Genomic DNA, 19,753 nt, shown 5'->3' with positions numbered 1-19,753 from the left:
ATGGGCGAGATAATCGGCGTTGTATCCGGTAAGGGGGGCGTAGGTAAGACTACGATTACCGCTTGCTTGGGTTCAGCCTTAAGCAATGCAGGGCATCACGTATTGCTCTGTGATGGAGATTTTGGATTGCGCGATTTAGACCTTGTGTTAGGTGTGGCAAATGAAATTATTTACGACGCACTAGATGCGAGCAAAGATAAAGACTATATGGATGATGCTATCGTATCAATTGCTGAAAACTTAGATTTTCTACCAGCTAGCCAAAGTGCTCGTTGGGAAGATATAGGTCGTAAGAAATATAAAAAATTAGTCCGTCGCCTCTGTGAGGAATATGATTATATTTTAATCGATGCTCCTGCTGGTATCGGCAAGGGCATAGAGGCTATTTTAGAATTAGTAAATCGCTGTATCGTAGTGACACATCCATTATGGGTGTCCTTACGTAATGGGGCACGCATGATTCAAGTATGTCAGGAGCATAATATTCGTGATTATGCCATTGCTTTTAACGCGGTACCTATCGACGGAGAGGATATCAATTTATATGATATGTTAGATGTTCTTCGCGCTGAATATGTAGGGGCTATAATCCCTTATGATGAGGATGTTCTGACCTATACACAAGATGGTCGTTTGTTAGAATTTGTTTCTAGTGAACTAAAAGCTGTGTTAGCACCTCTTGTAGATTATGTAACGACCGGTGATTGTTGGGAAGACTACGATGTACAAAAGCACTTTGATGCTTATGTAACTAAGAAAAAAGCATCTAAGGAGCAAGATAACATACCAAGTCTTGCGACAGTAGGTGAGTCTATTTTTGAGGATTCTAACAATGTTCATTACATTAATCGTGGTGGTTGGACCACGCAGCGCTTGTTGGTGCAAGGTAAACAAAGCTTGTGGCGCCGTAGCAAGTTGAAATAGGTGATATGATGTGGCGTAAAATATGGACAGATAGTGATTGGACTATCATCATATGTACTATATTACTTGTCGGAATTGGTCTTACAGCTATTGGTAGTGCTACCCATGTGAATCACGAGGCTATCGGTTTTGGTAGTCTAGTGATAAAACAACTCGTATTCTTTTTAGCAAATATAGCTGTCGTTATAGGTATGCAATTTCTAGATTACCATCGTATTAAAGGGTGGGGAAATATGATTTATGTGATTACCATGCTTATGTTAATCGCAGTCATGGTAGTTGGTACCTCCGCACTAGGTGCACAGCGTTGGATTCAATTGGGGCCAATAACTATTCAGCCTTCAGAGTTTTCTAAACTACTGATGATTATCTGTATGGCTAAAATGCTAGAACCGCGCATTGGCAAGTTAGATACCTTTAAATCCCTATTGATGCCAGTGTTATATGTAGGGATTCCTATCCTTCTCGTATTCTTACAACCTGACTTGGGGACATCCCTCGTATATATTGCTATATTTGTAGGGATGCTCTTTATATCTGGTATCAAAACAAAGCTTATAAAAATCATTGCGAGTGTGACTTTATTCTTGATGCCTTTGGGCTGGTTTGTGCTAAAAGAATATCAAAAACAACGTATTCTAGTATTTTTAAATCCAGATATTGATCCTTTTGGTTCTGGCTATCATATCATTCAGTCTAAGATTGCTATCGGGTCGGGTATGATTTTTGGTAAAGGAATCTTTAATGGCACTCAAAGTCAGTTGAACTTTTTACCAGAAAATCATACGGACTTTATCTTCTCTGTAATTGGCGAAGAATTTGGTTTTGTGGGATGCATTGTAGTATTGCTATTATTGTTTATGCTTATTTATCGCAGTATTCAAATAGCATATACCTGCAATGATAATTTTGGTATGTTATTAGCAACGGGTATCGGTACGATGTTTGCCTTCGAGGTGCTCGTAAACGTAGGCATGACGATTGGTATCATGCCTGTAACGGGGATTCCGTTGCCATTCCTTAGCTATGGCGTTAGTGCGCTAACAACTAATATGCTGAGCATTGGTATTTTAATAAATATCGCTAGACAGCGGACAAAATATATATTTTAATATCCTTTCATAGGATTGATTGTGAAAGAAGTCTTTCATTAAAGACGGAGGATGTATGATTCAATTAGATACGTCATGGTTACAACATGTCCAAAAGCCAGCTCGTTATACGGGCGGCGAATACAATAGTATCGTGAAAGATCACAGTACTGTTGATGTAACTATGGCTTTAGGTTTTCCCGATGTGTACGAAGTGGCCATGAGTCATTTGGGCATCAAGATTTTGTATGGTCTCGTAAACCGTCGTGAAGATGCGGTAGCAGAGCGCGTATTTGCACCGTGGCACGATATGGAAGAGGAAATGCGGAAACGTAATATTCCATTATTTTCCTTAGAAACACGTACGCCTATTAAAGATTTTGATGTGTTAGCATTTACGCTTCAATATGAAATGAGCTTTACTAACATTTTAAATATGCTCGATTTAGCAGGCATTCCTATGTATGCTAAGGATCGTGATTTAAAATTCCCACTACTTGTATGCGGAGGCCCTTGTGCGTATAACGTAGAGCCTATTGCAGATTTCTTTGATATCGTATCCCTCGGGGAATCTGAAGAGTGGGGTGATGAGTTTATCGACCTATTCAAAGCAGAAAAAGCGAAAGGCTTCCCAGGTGGTAAAGAAGGCTTCTTGTGCAAAGTAGCTCAAATTCCTGGTACCTATTGTCCAGCTCTATACGATGTTGAATATACAGAACAAGGCGATTTTAAATCGATTATGCCGCGTTTTGAAGACGTACCAGCAGCCGTTGAGAAACGTATTATAGAGGATGTAGAGAATGTATTCTATCCAACAAAGCCTGTAGTACCATTCCTTGATATTGTTCATGACCGTGCAGTTCTTGAATTGTTCCGTGGTTGTACTCGTGGTTGTCGTTTCTGTCAGGCCGGTATGCTATATCGTCCTGTCCGTGAAAAGACACCAGAGCGTTTGTTGCAAATTGCTAAAGATACGATTGCCAATACTGGGTACAATGAAATATCCTTGATGAGTTTAAGCTCTGCAGACTACTCCAAATTACCTGAGCTTGTAGATATGCTCATGGAAGAGTTTAAAGATAAACAAGTTAGTGTTAGCTTACCGTCCTTGCGTATCGACAGCTTCTCTATTGATATTGCGAAAAAGGTACAGCAAGTGCGCAAGAGCGGGCTTACCTTTGCTCCTGAAGCAGGTACGCAACGAATGCGTGACGTTATCAATAAAGGCGTTAGTGAAGAAGACTTATTGGCGGCCTGTACTAATGCTTTCAAATCTGGCTGGAATACAGTTAAATTATATTTTATGATGGGCCTTCCTACAGAAACAGACGAAGATTTGGCTGGTATTGCAGATCTTGCTTACAAGGTACTCGATTTACACCGTGAAATTACAGGGAAGCGAAATGGTTCTGTAACGGTGAGCGTATCCTTTTTCGTACCAAAAACACATTCTCCATATCAATGGTATGGTCAACAAGATGTGGAGGAAATCCATCGTAAACAACGTTACTTAAAGTCTCTCATCAATAATCGTAATATTTCCTACCACTACCATGATGGTTATACTGGTTACATGGAAGCCGCTTTTGCTCGTGGGGACCGCAGATTGTCTAAAGTTCTCGTAGAGGCTTGGAAGGCAGGTTGTAAATTCGATGGTTGGACCGAGTTTTTTAACTATGAAACTTGGTTGAAAGCATTTTCTGACTGCGGATTGGATCCTGCATACTATGCACGTCGCACCCGTGATTTCGATGAGCCATTGCCTTGGGATCATTTAGATTGCACTGTAAGCAAAGCCTTCTTAAAACGCGAGTGGGAACAAGCAGTAGAAGCGAAGCTTACAGGCGATTGTCGTCGAGCTCCATGTAAGGGCTGTAATGTATGTCCAGAGCTCAATACAGCTATTATTGACTATAAGGAGGGTGGCAGAGTTGAAAAAGTTACGTTTGGCCTTAAATAAAGGCGAAGAATTACGATTCCTGTCACACCTTGATTATGCTCAAGCTGTAGAGCGGATGATACGTCGAGCAGAAATTAAAATGGCGTATTCTGAAGGGTTTAACCCTCACATGAAAATTAGCTTCTCCTCTGCACTCGCCTTAGGCGTAACCGCAGCGGCTGAATATATCGATATGGATGTGCTCGAAGATGATAGTTTAGAGTCCATTATGGACCGCTTAAATCGTGTGGCGCCTCCTGGTCTTGAGGTCCTAGATGGTAAAGAAATGCCTGAAAAGGTGAAAAAGATGATGGCCATCTGTAACTTTGCTATCTATGAGGTAACAGGTCCTGTGACAGATAAAAATGCAGATTGGGATGCGTTACTTAAACCTTTTAATGAAGCAACGGAAATTTCTTATGAAAAGGTGACACCTAAGAAAACTCGTACCATTGATGTAAAAGAGTTTGTAAAAGAACCGGTCGTAGCCTCTATTAAGGATGACATGGTGACTCTTACAATGGGCATCGGTATTTATCCGCAAGGGACTATTAAACCTAGCGAAGTATGGAATCTTGGTAAAGAACAGTATAATTGGCCTATTACAACTAGCTACGAAATTCATCGTAAAGCAATTATGGTAGAAAACGAAAAAGGCCGCTATACGCCTTTAGAGATTAATTACTAATTATAATTTAGATGACAAAGAAGGGAGGGATAGGATGCATAAAATTTTGGTCAATGTTATGCGTGAAGAAATTCGTATGGCTGTTATCGACGAAGAAGGCCAGCTAGTGGACTTTGTCTTGGAGCGTACCGATGAGTCTCATATGGCAAATCATATGTACAAAGGCACAGTAAAGAACGTATTAAATGGTATGCAAGCGGCCTTTGTTGATATTGGGGGCTCTCAAAATGCGTATTTGAACCTTCAACAAGGGAAGGAACAGAAAATTTTGCCACGCCTATCTGTGGGGCAACAAATTCTCGTTCAAGTAGTGAAAGAAGAAATGCTCGGTAAAGGTGCCCGCGTGACTGCAGACGTCAGTTTGGCTGGTCGTTATATGGTACTATTACCATATTCTGAAGGCATGCATATTTCTAAGAAAATTACAGACGAAACCATGCGCAGTAAACTACAAGAATTGGCAACTCCTTATGTACAAGAAGGTTGCGGTTTTATCATTCGTACTGCAGCAGCTAAGGCCAGTGCCGATGAAATCGGTCGCGATATGGAGTATCTGTGGCGGACCTGGCAACATGTGTTGAAGCGCTTTAAGGTGGCGAAGAGCGGTACTGATTTATATAGTGACGCGGATTTCTGGTTCCGCCTTGTACGGGACTATGCGCATCGCAATGTAGAGGAAATTATCGTCGATTCCGATATGGGAGAATCCCGATTGCTGGACCTCTTAGGGCATGGACCTACGTCACAACAAATTAAAGTAACACGTCATCGTGATAGCACACCGATTTTTAAAGCAAATCACATTGAACCTCAATTGGAAGATCTTATCTCTCGCGATATTAATCTTCCTTCTGGTGGTTCAATCCGTATTGATCATACTGAAGCTCTTACCGTGTTTGATGTGAACTCTGCTCATTATACTGGCAAGTCTAATAAGCTGGAAGATTTAGCTTTCACAGTCAATAAAGAGGCGGCAAAAGAAATCTGTCGTCAATTGCGTTTGCGCGATATTGGCGGTATTATTGTGGTCGATTTTATCGATATGAAAGATAAAGAGCATCAACAAGAATTGTTAAAATTGTTGGGGGTACAAGCTAAGTTAGATAAAATGAAAACTGTTGTATGCGGCATTAGTTCGCTTGGCCTCGTAGAGATGACCCGAAAGCGAGCTCGCCAAGGTTTACAAACCTTGATGTTTGATACATGTCCTCAATGCGGTGGTACGGGCTATATGTTGTCAGGCCGCACCGTGTATATGCAGATTGTGCGTCGTATCCGCGAGTTATTTAAGTCGGGACGTATTAAAACGAATCTAGAAATCGAAGTTCATCCGGAGGTGGCTCAGTATTTAACAAAGGCTGTTCTCGAGGATTTAGGTGAGTCCATAGGTCGCAAGATTTCTATTGTGGTAAATCCACAAATTAGTCGAGAAGGGTATTCCTTGATGGCTATAGCTGAATAAGTAAGTAGTTTGTTTATAGGTGAGGATAGTGTCTATATTTGAAATTATATTAATTAGTATAGGCCTAGCGATGGATGCCTTTGGTGTATCTATCGGTAAGGGGCTGACAATGCCTGTAGGTGAGAATGGTCGCAAGGTAACCTTGGCATTTCTTTTTGGTTTGTTCCAGTTTCTTATGCCTCTTATTGGTTGGCTCATCGGTCGTCAATTTATCGATGTGATTGCTGATTGGGATCACTGGATTATCTTTGGCCTTCTTGGTTATTTAGGTATCGCTATGATCAGAGAGGGACTTAGCGATGATGATGATGAAGATGACGATGATGATAAGCAATTCTTGGGTGTCTGGGAAATGATGATGCTCTCCGTAGCGACTAGTCTTGATGCAATGGCTGTAGGACTGACCTTTGCATTCTTACCTATCAATGTATGGGAAGCATCTACGATGATTGGTGTTATTACCTTTGGTATATCTTTAGTGGGTGTTTACTTAGGTAAATTTATGGGCCGATTTGTTGGAAAATATGCAGATATAGTAGGTGGCGGTGTATTAATCCTCATCGGTACAAAGATACTTTTACAACATCTTGGGATTATTGGAGAATTTTAAGGCTTATATATATGAAAGTGTCAGAAACTGAGCGGATTCTGTTCATTTTTGTTTGACATGACTGTGTAAATAGGATATACTATATCAGTATTAGTTCGGTTTACTGAACTTTGCAATCCGCGTGAAGCAGGTTTAAACGCCCGACCGAAGTTCGGGTCGGGATACCGAATTCAGCGAGTTCGATAACAAGGAGGTGTTCTCATGTACGCAATTATTAAAACTGGTGGTAAACAATATCGCGTTGCTGAAGGCGATGTAATTACTATCGAAAAATTGGAAGCAGCTGCTAACGAGTCCGTTACATTCGAAGAAGTTTTGACTGTAGTGAATGACGGCGACGTTAAAGTTGGCGCTCCTCTTGTAAACGGTGCAAAAGTTACAGGTACAGTTCTTGAGCATGGTAAAGGTAAAAAAATCTTAGTATTCAAATACAAAGCTAAATCCAACTACCGTCGTCGTCAAGGCCATCGTCAACCGTTCACAAAAGTTCGTATTGAATCTATCCAAGCTTAATTATGGTTTCTATTGGAATCCAGCGGAATAGTGATGGTCAAGTAGTTGGTTGTCATATGTCCGGTCATGCAGGATATGATGAACATGGCTTCGATATCGTATGTGCCGCAGTGTCCGCCTTGTCGGCAACGGCAATGTTAGGACTCACCCAAATTGCTCGACAAGAAGGGGAGTATACGAATAGCGAAGGTCAATGTGATATAGTTCTCTCTGGTACGATTAATCAGAGTGGACAGGATATTCTGGGGACTATGCTTCTCGGTTTGGAGGAAATTAGCCGTCAATATCCAGAGTTTGTCCAAATTCACGAAATATAGGAGGTGAACTTAATGTTTACTTTTGATTTGCAATTGTTCGCACATAAAAAAGGTGTGTCCAGTACTCGTAACGGTCGTGACAGTGAATCTAAACGTCTTGGTGTTAAATGCCATGATGGTTCCATCGTAAAGAGCGGTAACATCATCGTTCGTCAACGTGGTACTCACTTCCACCCTGGTACTAACGTAGGTATCGGTAAAGATGACACTTTATTTGCACTTGTGCCTGGTAAAGTAGCATTTGAACGTGCTGGTCGTTATAACCGTAAAGTTAGCGTATACCCTGTAGAAGCTTAATTTTATAAGACTATTAATCCCTAGTGGTTTCCACTAGGGATTTTTTGTTGTTTACAGGTGATCGTAATTGAATGAATAAACCATATACATTTTAGTCATGTTCGATATAGATAATCGATATAGATTAGAAACTCCCATGATATAAAGGTTGCTTCCTCTTATGAGGTGGCAACCTTTTTGCATGTATCAAATTCCTGTGCTTTTTAGTAGGAATAGTGGTATACTATGTACAGTATCAGTGAAATACCAGAAGACTGGTTGTCATATACTTTCATAAACCTAAAGAGGGGTGGCATTGCCACTAGAAAGATTTGAGGTAAGTACTATGTATGATGTAAAATCTCCAAAGGCGGAGGAATTTATTTCCCATCAGGAAATCCTTGACACACTTGCCTATGCAGAGGAAAACAAGGAAAATAGGGAGTTGTTAGATGCTATTTTAGCGAAAGCTGCTACATTTAAGGGATTAAACCACCGAGAAGCAGCAGTTCTCTTAGAATGTCCGTTACCTGAATATAAGGAAAAGCTTTTTGCTTTAGCAAAGGAAATCAAGAAGGCTATCTACGGCGATCGTATTGTTCTATTTGCACCGTTATACTTGTCTAACTATTGTATCAATGGATGTGTGTATTGTCCGTACCACTCCAAAAACCGCGATATTAAACGTAAAAAATTAACGCAAGACCAAATCAGAGAAGAGGTTATTGCGTTAGAAGCGATGGGCCATAAGCGTATTGTAATTGAGTCTGGTGAAGATCCTCTTAATAATCCACTGGAATATATTTTGGAATCCATCAAGACGATTTACAGTATCAAAAATAAAAATGGTGAAATCCGCCGTGTAAACGTAAATATTGCAGCTTGTTCCGTTGAGGACTACAAAAAATTACATGAAGCTGGTATTGGCACGTATACATTATTCCAAGAAACATATAATAAAGAAAACTATGAAGCTTTACATCCTACAGGCCCTAAGAGCGACTACGCCTACCATACAGAGGCGATGGACCGCGCTATGCAAGGTGGTATTGATGATGTAGGCATCGGAGTTCTTTATGGTTTGGAACATTATAAATACGATTTCGTTGGTTTGTTGATGCACGCAGAACATTTAGAGGCTGTGTATGGGGTAGGTCCACATACTATTTCTGTACCTCGTATTTGTCCAGCGGATGATATCGATGTAGATGATTTCAGTAATGCTGTACCTGATGATGTATTTGAAAAAATTGTTGCTCTTATCCGCGTCTCCACACCGTATACAGGTATGATTATGTCCACTCGTGAAAGTCAATCCATGCGTGAACGTGGCTTGGCATTAGGTATCTCCCAAATTAGTGGTGGATCTCGTACTAGTGTAGGTGGTTACAAAGAAGAAGAAAAGCCAGAAGATAATACGACACAATTCGATCGTAGTGATACGCGTACATTAGATGAAATCGTTAACTGGTTGCTAGACCTTGGGTATGTTCCAAGCTTCTGTACTGCTTGTTATCGTGCAGGTAGAACTGGGGATCGATTCATGGCTCTTGCAAAATCCGGTCAAATTCACAACTGTTGTCAACCAAATGCGTTGATGACATTGAACGAATATATCATGGATTACGGTGATGAAAAGACTAAGGCTCATGGTGCTAAGGTCATCGAACAACAGTTAGAAAATATTAAAAATGATTTAGTTAAAGAAAAAGCTAAAGCTTATATTGCACAGATGAAAGACGGCGAACGGGACTTCCGGTTCTAAGGAATTCACTGATATGGAGCCTCCTATTGATAATGGGAGGCTCTTTCTTGTTGAGAAAATAGCAAAGTTTAAATGAGAATAAAATATATAAAATGGTTTATTTTATTTGCGTTTTAAGGTATAATAAATAAAAATGATAATGATAATACGTTGAATTCTAGAATAATATTGATTATAAACTACTGAGGGATATGATGATTAAGAAAAAACGTTGGCGCCTTTGTAAAGGTGATCAAGAGAAAGAGAATATCTTAATCCGTGAACTTGGTGTAAACCCTATTGTGGCTAAATTAATGGTGAATCGTCACATTGATGTAGACGAAGGTCGTCAGTTTTTACAAGGTACTTTGTCAGATTTGTTAGATCCATTTACATTAAAAGATATGGATGTGGCTGTTTCACTAGTTCTGGAAACAATTGAAAGTCACAAACCAATCGTCATTTATGGTGATTATGATGTAGATGGTATTACTGCAACATCAGTACTTTATCGATTTTTAAAGAAATTAGGTGCCGATGTTACCTATTACATACCAGAACGTCAAAGTGAAGGGTATGGCCTCAATTTAGAGGCTTTAGAGCACCTTATTGAACGGGGAACGGCTTTAGTCATTACTGTAGACTGCGGCATTAGTTCTTACGATATTGTAGAGGCTGTACGAGACCGTATCGATATGATTATTACGGATCATCATACGGCTCCTGATATGATTCCACGAGCCAAGGCCGTTATAAATCATAAGCAAAAGGACTGTCCATATAAGGATAAAAACTTATCTGGCGTAGGTGTTGCTTTTAAATTATGTCAAGCCTTGTGGCTTACAAAGCGCGGAGAGTGGTACTTAGATGATTTAGATATCGTTGCACTTGGCACTGTGGCCGATGTAGTGCCTTTGGTCGGTGAGAACCGTATCATTGTAAAATCAGGCCTTGATAAGATGAATAGGGAACCTAACTTGGGGATTAAAAAGCTTATTGATGTAGCGGGGCTCCATGAACGAACTATTACATCTGGACATATTGGTTTTACCTTAGCACCTCGTCTTAATGCAGCGGGTCGTGTAACGCATGCAACGCGTGCGGTCGAACTACTTGTGACCGATGACGAGGATATAGTAGAGGCAATTGCAGATGAACTAAATGAAACGAATCGTGAACGACAAGAGTTAGAACGAAATATTCATGAGTTGGCTCGTGTTGATGTAGCTAATCAAGGACATAAAGCTGATTATGTAACTATTGTGGCCGGCGAAGAGTGGCATCCAGGAGTCATTGGTATTGTTGCCTCTCGTCTAGTAGAGGAGTTTTACAAACCAACCTTAGTCATCAGTATTCATGATGGCGTTGGTAAAGGCTCGTGCCGTAGTATAGATGGCTTTAACATATATGATGCATTAAAATCTTGTGAGGATATCTTGCTACAGTTTGGCGGACATGCTGCTGCAGCAGGCTTTAGTATCGATGCAAATCGTATTGATGAGTTACGAGAACGGTTAACCAAGTATTGCAAAGCAGTTATTACAGAAGAGGAATATATTCCTGTGGTTGCTATTGATGCGGAATTACCTGTTGATGATATCGATGTCGATATTATTGACCGCGTATCAGACCTTGAACCTTATGGGATGGCCAATAGCACGCCAGTCTTTGCTATTATGGAAGCTACCGTGCAAGATATTATGCTCATGGGCCAATTAAAAAATCATTGTAAGATAATATTTGAAACTTCGAGTGGTACATTAGATGCTATAGCTTGGAATCGTCCAGACTTATTTAAATCTATCTTTGTGGGAACTGTGGTAAAAGTGGCATTTTCCTTGCAAAAGAATGAATGGCAAGGCTTGGTTTCTCCACAGCTCATGATTCAAGCGATTGAACCATTGACTGAAGAGCCGATTAAGCTTTCCACAGAAGGGCTTAGACAAATGTATGTCATAATAAAACAGTCCATGCGAGGTCGTAGTCAATCGGTTTATAATGTAGAACAAGATATATTGCGCCGTAAGCCGGCAGATCAGAATAATCGCAGTGCTCTAACATCTATCGATGTATTTAAAGAATTGGGCATTGTTGAAGAATATACAAGTGATGATGGTCAATTAATGCTTAGATGGAACGCCATTGAAGGAAAATTAGATCTTGTCACATCCGTAACATTCCTTACGTATAGTGTATAGAAGGTGACATCATGACAACTGTAAATGAAGAAGGCAAAGCTTTGGTGGAACAAAGTACATTTGATAAAAGTAAAGCCTTAGCTGAGTTTATGGAGTATATCCATACGTATTTAACAGATGATGAGTGTGACCAAGTATTGAAAGCTTTTGAGCTTGCTGATAAGGCTCATGAAGGTCAATTTAGAGCTTCCGGTGAACCGTATATCATGCATCCTCTAGCTGTAGCTGATATTTTGGCACATTTACAAATCGACCATATTACACTCATGGCAGCTCTTATGCATGATGTGGTTGAAGATACATCTTACTCGAAGGAAGACCTAGAGGAGATGTTTGGCTCTGAAGTAGCATTCCTCGTTGATGGGGTAACAAAATTAAACCAATTCCAGTATGAAACAAAAGAAGATCGCCAAATGGAAAACTATCGAAAGATGATTTTAGCTATGGCGAAGGACGTACGTGTCGTAGTTATTAAATTGGGTGATCGCTTACATAATATGCGCACCTTAAAGCATATGCGTAGTGACAAACAAAAACGTATTGCTAAGGAAACCCTAGAAATCTTTGCACCTTTGGCACATCGTCTTGGTATCTTCAATGTGAAATGGGAGTTGGAAGATTTATCCTTCCGTTATTTAGAGCCGGAAAAATACTATGATCTAGTCGATCAAATGAAACAAAAACGCCAAGTCCGGGAAGACATTGTTAATGATACGATGAGGCAACTTACAAAGGCCTTAAGTGAAGCCCATATTAAGGCGGATATCAAAGGTCGTCCAAAACACTTCTACAGTATTTATAAGAAGATGAAAAAGGACAATCGTGATTTATCCCAAATTTATGATTTGCTTGCCGTTCGTGTAATTGTTGATAGCATTCCTGATTGTTATGCAGTACTTGGCATTGCACATAGCTTGTGGAAGCCATTGCCTTATCGCTTCAAAGATTATATTTCCATGCCGAAGTCTAATATGTATCAATCCTTGCATACAACCGTTATCGGCACGATGGGGCAACCGGTAGAGATTCAAATCCGTACTTGGGAAATGCACCGTGTATCTGAATATGGTGTGGCTGCTCACTGGCGATATAAAGAAGGAAATAAAAACGGCGATAAAGAATTTGATCAAAAGGTTGCATGGCTGCGCCAGGTTCTTGAATGGCAAGATACTAGTAATCCAACGGAACTCGTTAATGCTTTGAAATTAGACGTTTTCTCTGGTGAGGTATTTGTATTTACGCCAAAGGGTGACGTTGTTAAGTTGCCAATAGGCTCTGTACCGCTTGACTTTGCCTATCGAGTTCATACCGATGTAGGTCATCATTGTGTTGGTGCTAAGGTAAACGGCAAAATTGTGCCGTTGGATTATACCTTGCAAAATGGTGATATTGTTGATATCATCACATCCAAAACAGGTCGTCCTAGCCTTGATTGGTTGAATATCGTAGGTTCTTCTGAAAGTAAGAGTAAAATTCGCAATTGGTTCAAGCGTGAAAATAAAGCTGAAAATATTGAAAAAGGCTTAGAAGCTCTTGAAAAAGAAGCGAAACGATTGAATCATAATTGGAAAGAATTATGTGCAGACAACCGTTTACAACATGTAACGAAACAACTTAAAGCCGGTACAGAAGAGGAAATGTTTGCAGCCTGTGGCTATGGCGGCATTCCTGTAAGTACTGTTCTCTTGCGTTTAATTGAACTTTATAAAAAGTCGAAAGAGGTAGAGGAATCTAAGCGCAGTACAGAGCAAATTATTGAGAAATTAAAATCTCAAGGACAAAAGAAAACTAAAAATGGCACTGGTGTTCTCGTAAAAGGTGAAGCTGGTGTGATGGTGCGTATGGCAAAATGCTGTAATCCTGTACCTGGTGATGATATTATAGGTTACATAACCCGTGGTCGTGGCGTTTCTATTCACCGCTGTGATTGCCCTAGCATGGGACATTCTCCTGAAGACTTAGAGCGGATGATAGAAGTCTCTTGGGACGGTTCTTCTGGCGAATCTTTCCACGTAGGCATTGATATTCAAGCTTATGATCGAGCTGGCATTCTCATGGAGGTTATGGCAGTGCTTTCAGAATTGAAAATCACCATTACTAACATCAATGCTAAGGTTCAAGAAGATACAAAAAATGTAAGTATCAATTTGGTGGTTGATATCCGGGATATTTCACAACTAGATTTCGTAATGACTAAATTGCGTCGTATTCGTGAAGTGTATACTGTTCAACGTAGTAAAGGAGGGGCTTAATGAGCGAACAACAATTAGTGCTTATGCGCATGCCTTTAGGTCCACTAGGAACAAATTGCTATGTTATCGGTGATAAAGCGATAGGTGAAGCTTTCATTATCGATCCTGCAACAGCTGAAGTACTAGATGCGCTAAAAAAACATGACTTAAAGCCGAAGGCGGTTGTACTGACACATGGTCATGGAGATCATATTGGTGGCATTCAAGAGATTGTAAATATCTATCACGTACCTGTATATATTCATAAGGGCGATGTACCGTATTTATCTGATCCTGAACTTAATCTTAGTGCTTATAGCAATCCAACGCCAATTATGGTAAAAGCGGAAATCATCGAGGTTAAACAAGGTGATCACATTACATGTGGTGATATCGATCTTGAGGTGCTTGAAACACCAGGTCATACGCCAGGAGGTGTGTGCTATTACATGGAAGGTCTTGTGTTTGTGGGGGATACTCTATTCAGAGATTCCGTAGGCCGTACAGATTTTCCAAATGGTTCTTATGAGACACTGATATCATCGATTAAGACTCAGCTTTATACATTGCCTGATAATACAATGGTGTATCCTGGTCATGGACCGGAAACAAATATAGGGTATGAAAAACAATACAACCCATTCGTTGGTCAGTAGGTTTAAACGAATTATTTTTTACAGTCGGGGGAAAATTTATTATGAACACAACATTAGAAAAATTAAAAGAACGCATTAAAGACAAAAAGTACAAATTGACAACTCAACGTCAAACAATCTTACAAGCATTCATTGATGCTGATGAAAATCACTTGAGTGCTGAAGATGTATATGTTCTTGTAAAAGAAGTAGCACCTGATATCGGGCTGGCAACAATTTACAGAACTCTTGATCTCTTTACAGAACTTGATTTGTTAAAACGTCTTGATTTTGGTGATGGCCGTAATCGTTATGAATTAAATGACGAAGAGTTCGCTCATTTCCATCACCATTTGATTTGCGTAAAATGTGGTAAAGTTTCCGAGTTTGAAGACGACATGCTTGAAACATTGGAGTCTATTATCGCTAAGAAATTAAACTTCCGTACCATTGATCATCAATTGAAAGTATATGGTTATTGTAGTGATTGCCAAAATCATATGACTGAAGCAGAATTAGAAAAGCTTGAGCGTATGTCCCATCATGGTTAATGGATATCTATATACGGGTCCATTACCACTTGGCTCCGTAGTAGCTCATAACTGTGGCGCGGCGGGACTCTTTTCTGATAAGATAAATCCAGAGGTTATCCTTGAAGCGCATGAAATGGAAGGGATGTACACATTAACTGTTACTATTGGTGATTCGGTTCAGATTTTTGAAGGACCTGTTTCCTTTATGGGGCGTCGTCAAATTGGACAAGCCTTGTTGCGCTATTTGCGTGAATATCAAGGCTTACCTGCTGAGGCTCCGTGGGGAACCATGGTAGGTGTGCGCCCTACAAAGCTACTACATAAATATATAGATACATATGGCTCTGTCCACGCAGCAACTCGTCACATTCGGGACGAGTTTTCTGTGTCTATGGAAAAGCTTGCTACTTTGGGGGACATTGGCGAGTATCAACGTCCATTTCTATCTGATACAGATGATAAAAAGGTAAGCCTCTATTGTGGTATTCCTTTCTGTGACACGCGTTGCGTATATTGCTCGTTTCCATATGGTCTCTATCAGGATTATGCTGGTAAAAGTCAATTTCTAAGGGCTTTAACCCGTGATATAGAAGATATGAAAGCCATTATAGAATCTTATAATCTAACCGTAGATACCCTCTACATGGGCGGTGGTACTCCGACAGTGCTAGCGGATGAAGACTTTTACCAGGTTCTAAAACAGTTGTCTCTACTCGTACCAGAAGGTCATGAATTTACTGTAGAGGCAGGACGACCTGATTCTGTTAATCCTACAAAACTACGTTCCATGCTTGAGCTAGGTGTGAATCGTATTAGCATTAACCCGCAAACGATGCAAGATGATATTTTGCGTCGTATTGGGCGTGGTCATAGCGTACGGGATGTTGATGAACTTTTACAATATGTAAAAAACAATACATCACTATCTGTAAATATGGATTTTATTGCAGGCTTGCCTAACCAAACAATGCCAAACATGATAGAGAATATGGATTATGTATGTCAAAATCTGCCAGAAAATGTTACAATTCATACGTTAGCATTAAAACGTGGTAGTCCGTTGTACGATTTACATATGGAAGATGATATTCCTGAAGAACATCTTGTGGCGGAAATGGTACAATATGGTAAAGAGCGTCTTGAAGCAGCTGGTTATTTGCCATATTATTTATATCGCCAACAATATATGAGAGGGCAGTTAGAGAATATTGGCTATACCTTGCCTGGCAAAGCGTGTGAATATAATATTCAGATCATGGAAGAACGGCAGAGTATTCTATCTATGGGGCCTGGCAGCTCGTCTAAGTGGATGCGAGCCCCTGAATACCGTCAACTTAAACAGCATATGCCAAAAGACGTAGATGTTTATCACGAAACGATAGATGCACTTTTAGAGAAACGACATAGAATTTGTGAAAGATTTTGGGAGGTTGTGTAATGGCTATAAGAAAACCAAGAGGTACACAAGACTTTTTGCCAGAACAGATGATACATTGGCATTATATTGAACAACGTATGCGCGAAATTTGTAAAGTATATGGGTTCAATGAAATTCGCACACCTGCCTTTGAAGAAACTAAATTATTCTTACGCGGTATCGGTGAGACTACAGATGTAGTACAAAAAGAGATGTACACCTTTACCACTGGTGATGACGGTGGTTCTAGCTTTACCTTACGCCCTGAAAATACGGCGTCTGCTGTGCGCGCATACTTAGAAAATAAAGTATATGGTAAAGAAGGTCTCACAAAATGGTATTACATGGGCCCTATGTTCCGTCATGATAAACCGCAAGCGGGTCGTTATCGTCAATTCCACCAATTTGGTGCAGAGGTACTAGGTTCGCAATCTCCAGTGGTAGATAGTGAAGTTATCTGCATGGTTGTACAATTGTTAAAAGATTTTGGTCTTAAAGATCTCAATGTAGAGGTGAACTCCGTAGGTTGTCCAACATGTCGCCCTGTATACCGCGAAAAATTAATCGCCTTCTTTGAACCAAAAAAGGAACAATTATGTAGCGATTGCCAAGAACGGTTGTACAAAAATCCTTTGCGTATACTGGATTGTAAAAATGAAACATGTAAATCCTTATCCGTAGGTGCTCCTGAAATTCACGAACATTTATGTGAAGAGTGTCATGATCATTTTGAAGAATTGAAAACCTATTTATCTGCAGCTAATGTGCAATATACTTTAAATCCTCGTCTCGTACGTGGCCTTGATTACTATACAAAGACAGCCTTTGAGGTACAATATACTCCTTTAGGTGCTCAAAGTGCTGTAGCCGGTGGTGGCCGTTACGATGGTCTCGTAGAAGAGCTCGATGGACCTCATACTCCAGCTATCGGTTTTGCTATGGGCATGGAGCGTTTACTATTAGCTCTTGAAAAACAAAACTTATTGCCTGAGCCAACTGTAGAACCATCTGTATTCGTAGTCGCTCTTGGTGATGCGGCTAAGGTAGAGGCTTTCAAAATTTGCCAAGCCTTACATGATGAATATATTACCGTTGAAATGGACGGGCAGGGCAAGAGTATGAAGGCACAATTAAAATACGCTAACAAAATTAATGCGAAATATGTTATTATATTGGGTGATGATGAATTGGCTCGTAAAGAAGCCATAATTCGATTCATGGATACTAGTGAACAAGAGACTGTATCTCTTGATACAGTGGCTGAACGTATAACTTCTTTGGTGAAAGGATGACAATTAGAATGGAAACAATGCAAGGCTTACACCGTACGCACGGTTGTGGCACCATCTCTGAACAAGAGGTAGGTAAAGAGGTCGTATTATGTGGTTGGGTTGAACGCCGTCGTGACCATGGTGGTTTGATTTTCTTGGATTTACGCGATCGTTCTGGCGTAGTACAAGTGGTAGCATCCCCAGATCATAACGTAGAATCTTTCCACAAAGCGGAGGATGTTCGTAATGAATATGTTCTTTGCGTACGTGGTAAGATTACAAAACGTGATGAGGCTGCTATTAATCCAAACCTTCCTACAGGTGCATACGAAATGTTCTGTGAAGAGTTGCGCGTATTGAATTCCGCTAAAACTCCTCCTTTCTATATCCAAGATGATATCGATGTAGATGAAAATATTCGCTTGAAATATCGTTACCTTGACTTACGTCGTCCAGAAATGCAACGCAACTTGATTTTGCGTCACAAAGTAACTAAAGCAATGCGCGACTTCTTCGATAGCCGCGATTTCTTGGAAATTGAAACGCCAATGCTTACTAAATCTACACCAGAAGGCGCTCGTGACTATCTAGTGCCTTCCCGTGTAAATGCTGGTACATTCTATGCGTTGCCACAATCTCCACAAATTTTCAAACAAATCTTGATGGTTGCTGGTTATGAAAAATATTTCCAAATCGTTCGTTGCTTCCGCGATGAAGATTTGCGCGCAGACCGTCAACCTGAGTTCACTCAACTTGACTTAGAAATGTCCTTCGTAGATGAAGAAGATATTTATGCATTGCTTGAAGAGATGATCGCTCATGTATTTAAAACTGCATTAGGTAAAGAAATTTCTTTGCCTATGCCTCGTATTACATGGGACGAAGCAATGGATAAATACGGCTCTGATAAACCAGATCTTCGTTTTGATATGGCCTTTACTGATGTAACTGATCTTGTAAAAGATACAGAATTCAAAGTATTCCGTTCTGTTATCGACAATGGTGGTGTAGTTAAAGGTATCGTTGTACCTGGTGATGCTGGCATTCCTCGCCGTGAACTTGACGACCTTGTTGAATATGTAAATCGTTACGGCGCTAAAGGCCTTGCATGGGCTTGCTTCAACGAAGATGGTTCCATCAAGTCTCAAATCATGAAGTTCTTAGGTGAAGACACAATTCGCAATATCGGTGAAAAAATGGGCGCTAAAGGTGGCGACCTTGTATTGATGATTGCTGATAAACCTGCAACTGTGGCACGTGCATTAGGTGAACTACGCCTTGAAATGGCACGTCGTATGAATATGATTGACCAAGATAAATTGGCATTCACATGGGTAACTGATTTCCCTATGTTCGAATATAACGAAGATGAAAAACGTTATGTTGCAATGCACCATCCGTTCACAATGCCACGCCATGCGGATCTTGATAAATTAGAATCCGATCCTGGCAGTGTAAAAGCGATTGCTTACGATATGGTATTGAATGGCGTAGAAATCGGTGGCGGTTCCTTGCGTATCTACCAAGCTGACGTACAAGAAAAAGTATTCAAAGCAATTGGTTTGTCCATTGAAGAAGCAAGATCCAAATTCGGCTTTATGCTTGATGCATTCCAATATGGTGCACCTCCTCATGCAGGTTGTGCATTTGGCTTAGATCGTCTTGTTATGTTGATGGCAAAACGTCAATCTATCCGCGACGTAATCGCATTCCCTAAAACTCAATCTGCTTCTGATATCATGAGCCAAGCTCCATCTGAAGTAGAACCTAAGCAATTAAAAGAGTTGCATATTAAACCAGATGTAGAAGAAGAACAAGAGCAATCTTTAGTGTAAAAACATAGGCAAGAATTGATTAAATTTGAAATGTCAAGACTTGTTAATTGCTAATCTTTCTGATACTAT

General features: G+C 40.2%; 17 protein-coding genes. All 17 read left to right on the top strand.

The features are described 5' to 3' along the window. A complete protein-coding gene (locus tag HMPREF0873_RS03150) occupies nt 1-924 on the top strand; it encodes a P-loop NTPase (RefSeq protein ID WP_008714275.1) in 924 nt (307 codons plus the stop codon). Nucleotides 925-932: 8 nt separating this feature from the next. Then, the gene (gene rodA, locus HMPREF0873_RS03145) at nt 933-2,036 is read left to right on the top strand and encodes a rod shape-determining protein RodA (protein ID WP_083788808.1); all 1,104 of its coding nucleotides are present in this window, start codon (nt 933-935) and stop codon (nt 2,034-2,036) included. A 55-nt stretch (nt 2,037-2,091) separates the two neighbouring features. After that, entirely contained in the window at nt 2,092-3,975 is a 1,884-nt protein-coding gene (locus HMPREF0873_RS03140) for a TIGR03960 family B12-binding radical SAM protein (protein WP_038125484.1), read from the top strand. Further along, nucleotides 3,947-4,642: a TIGR03936 family radical SAM-associated protein gene (locus tag HMPREF0873_RS03135; RefSeq protein WP_038125481.1), complete on the top strand. Its 696-nt coding sequence runs from the start codon at nt 3,947-3,949 to the stop codon at nt 4,640-4,642. Before HMPREF0873_RS03140 ends, HMPREF0873_RS03135 begins: the two co-directional genes overlap by 29 nt. A gap of 34 nt (nt 4,643-4,676) precedes the next feature. After that, nucleotides 4,677-6,104 (top strand): Rne/Rng family ribonuclease, encoded by a 1,428-nt coding sequence (locus HMPREF0873_RS03130; RefSeq protein WP_008601406.1) that lies wholly within the window; start codon nt 4,677-4,679, stop codon nt 6,102-6,104. Nucleotides 6,105-6,132: 28 nt separating this feature from the next. Further along, nucleotides 6,133-6,714 carry a manganese efflux pump MntP family protein gene (locus HMPREF0873_RS03125; RefSeq protein ID WP_008601405.1) on the top strand — a complete coding sequence of 194 codons (582 nt, stop codon included), beginning with the start codon at nt 6,133-6,135 and terminating at the stop codon, nt 6,712-6,714. Nucleotides 6,715-6,915: 201 nt separating this feature from the next. Then, on the top strand, nt 6,916-7,227 hold the full coding sequence (gene rplU, locus HMPREF0873_RS03120) for a 50S ribosomal protein L21 (protein WP_004698652.1): 312 nt from the start codon (nt 6,916-6,918) through the stop codon (nt 7,225-7,227). A 2-nt stretch (nt 7,228-7,229) separates the two neighbouring features. After that, nucleotides 7,230-7,544: a ribosomal-processing cysteine protease Prp gene (locus tag HMPREF0873_RS03115; protein WP_008601403.1), complete on the top strand. Its 315-nt coding sequence runs from the start codon at nt 7,230-7,232 to the stop codon at nt 7,542-7,544. A 12-nt stretch (nt 7,545-7,556) separates the two neighbouring features. Continuing rightward, nucleotides 7,557-7,841 (top strand): 50S ribosomal protein L27, encoded by a 285-nt coding sequence (gene rpmA / locus HMPREF0873_RS03110; protein WP_004696430.1) that lies wholly within the window; start codon nt 7,557-7,559, stop codon nt 7,839-7,841. Nucleotides 7,842-8,166: 325 nt separating this feature from the next. Beyond that, entirely contained in the window at nt 8,167-9,585 is a 1,419-nt protein-coding gene (gene hydG / locus HMPREF0873_RS03105; RefSeq protein WP_038125479.1) for a [FeFe] hydrogenase H-cluster radical SAM maturase HydG, read from the top strand. Between the two features lie 194 nt (nt 9,586-9,779). Then, nucleotides 9,780-11,762, top strand: coding sequence for a single-stranded-DNA-specific exonuclease RecJ (recJ, locus tag HMPREF0873_RS03100; RefSeq protein WP_008714267.1), 1,983 nt, complete (start codon nt 9,780-9,782; stop codon nt 11,760-11,762). A gap of 11 nt (nt 11,763-11,773) precedes the next feature. Further along, on the top strand, nt 11,774-14,014 hold the full coding sequence (locus HMPREF0873_RS03095; protein ID WP_004696424.1) for a bifunctional (p)ppGpp synthetase/guanosine-3',5'-bis(diphosphate) 3'-pyrophosphohydrolase: 2,241 nt from the start codon (nt 11,774-11,776) through the stop codon (nt 14,012-14,014). After that, entirely contained in the window at nt 14,014-14,649 is a 636-nt protein-coding gene (locus HMPREF0873_RS03090) for an MBL fold metallo-hydrolase (RefSeq protein WP_008714261.1), read from the top strand. The genes HMPREF0873_RS03095 and HMPREF0873_RS03090 overlap by 1 nt, the downstream gene beginning before the upstream one ends. A gap of 41 nt (nt 14,650-14,690) precedes the next feature. Continuing rightward, on the top strand, nt 14,691-15,179 hold the full coding sequence (locus HMPREF0873_RS03085; RefSeq protein WP_004696420.1) for a Fur family transcriptional regulator: 489 nt from the start codon (nt 14,691-14,693) through the stop codon (nt 15,177-15,179). After that, a complete protein-coding gene (hemZ, locus tag HMPREF0873_RS03080; protein WP_008714259.1) occupies nt 15,172-16,599 on the top strand; it encodes a coproporphyrinogen dehydrogenase HemZ in 1,428 nt (475 codons plus the stop codon). Before HMPREF0873_RS03085 ends, hemZ begins: the two co-directional genes overlap by 8 nt. Next, nucleotides 16,599-17,870, top strand: a complete 1,272-nt coding sequence (gene hisS, locus HMPREF0873_RS03075) for a histidine--tRNA ligase (protein ID WP_008714258.1) — start codon at nt 16,599-16,601, stop codon at nt 17,868-17,870. Before hemZ ends, hisS begins: the two co-directional genes overlap by 1 nt. Before the next feature lie 8 nt (nt 17,871-17,878). Further along, nucleotides 17,879-19,684, top strand: a complete 1,806-nt coding sequence (gene aspS, locus HMPREF0873_RS03070) for an aspartate--tRNA ligase (RefSeq protein WP_008601374.1) — start codon at nt 17,879-17,881, stop codon at nt 19,682-19,684. Nucleotides 19,685-19,753: the final 69 nt, after the last annotated feature.

The organism is Veillonella sp. 3_1_44, from assembly GCF_000163715.1.
Classification (GTDB): Bacteria; Bacillota; Negativicutes; order Veillonellales; family Veillonellaceae; genus Veillonella; species Veillonella parvula_A.
This window is presented reverse-complemented; position numbering and strand designations above follow the sequence as displayed.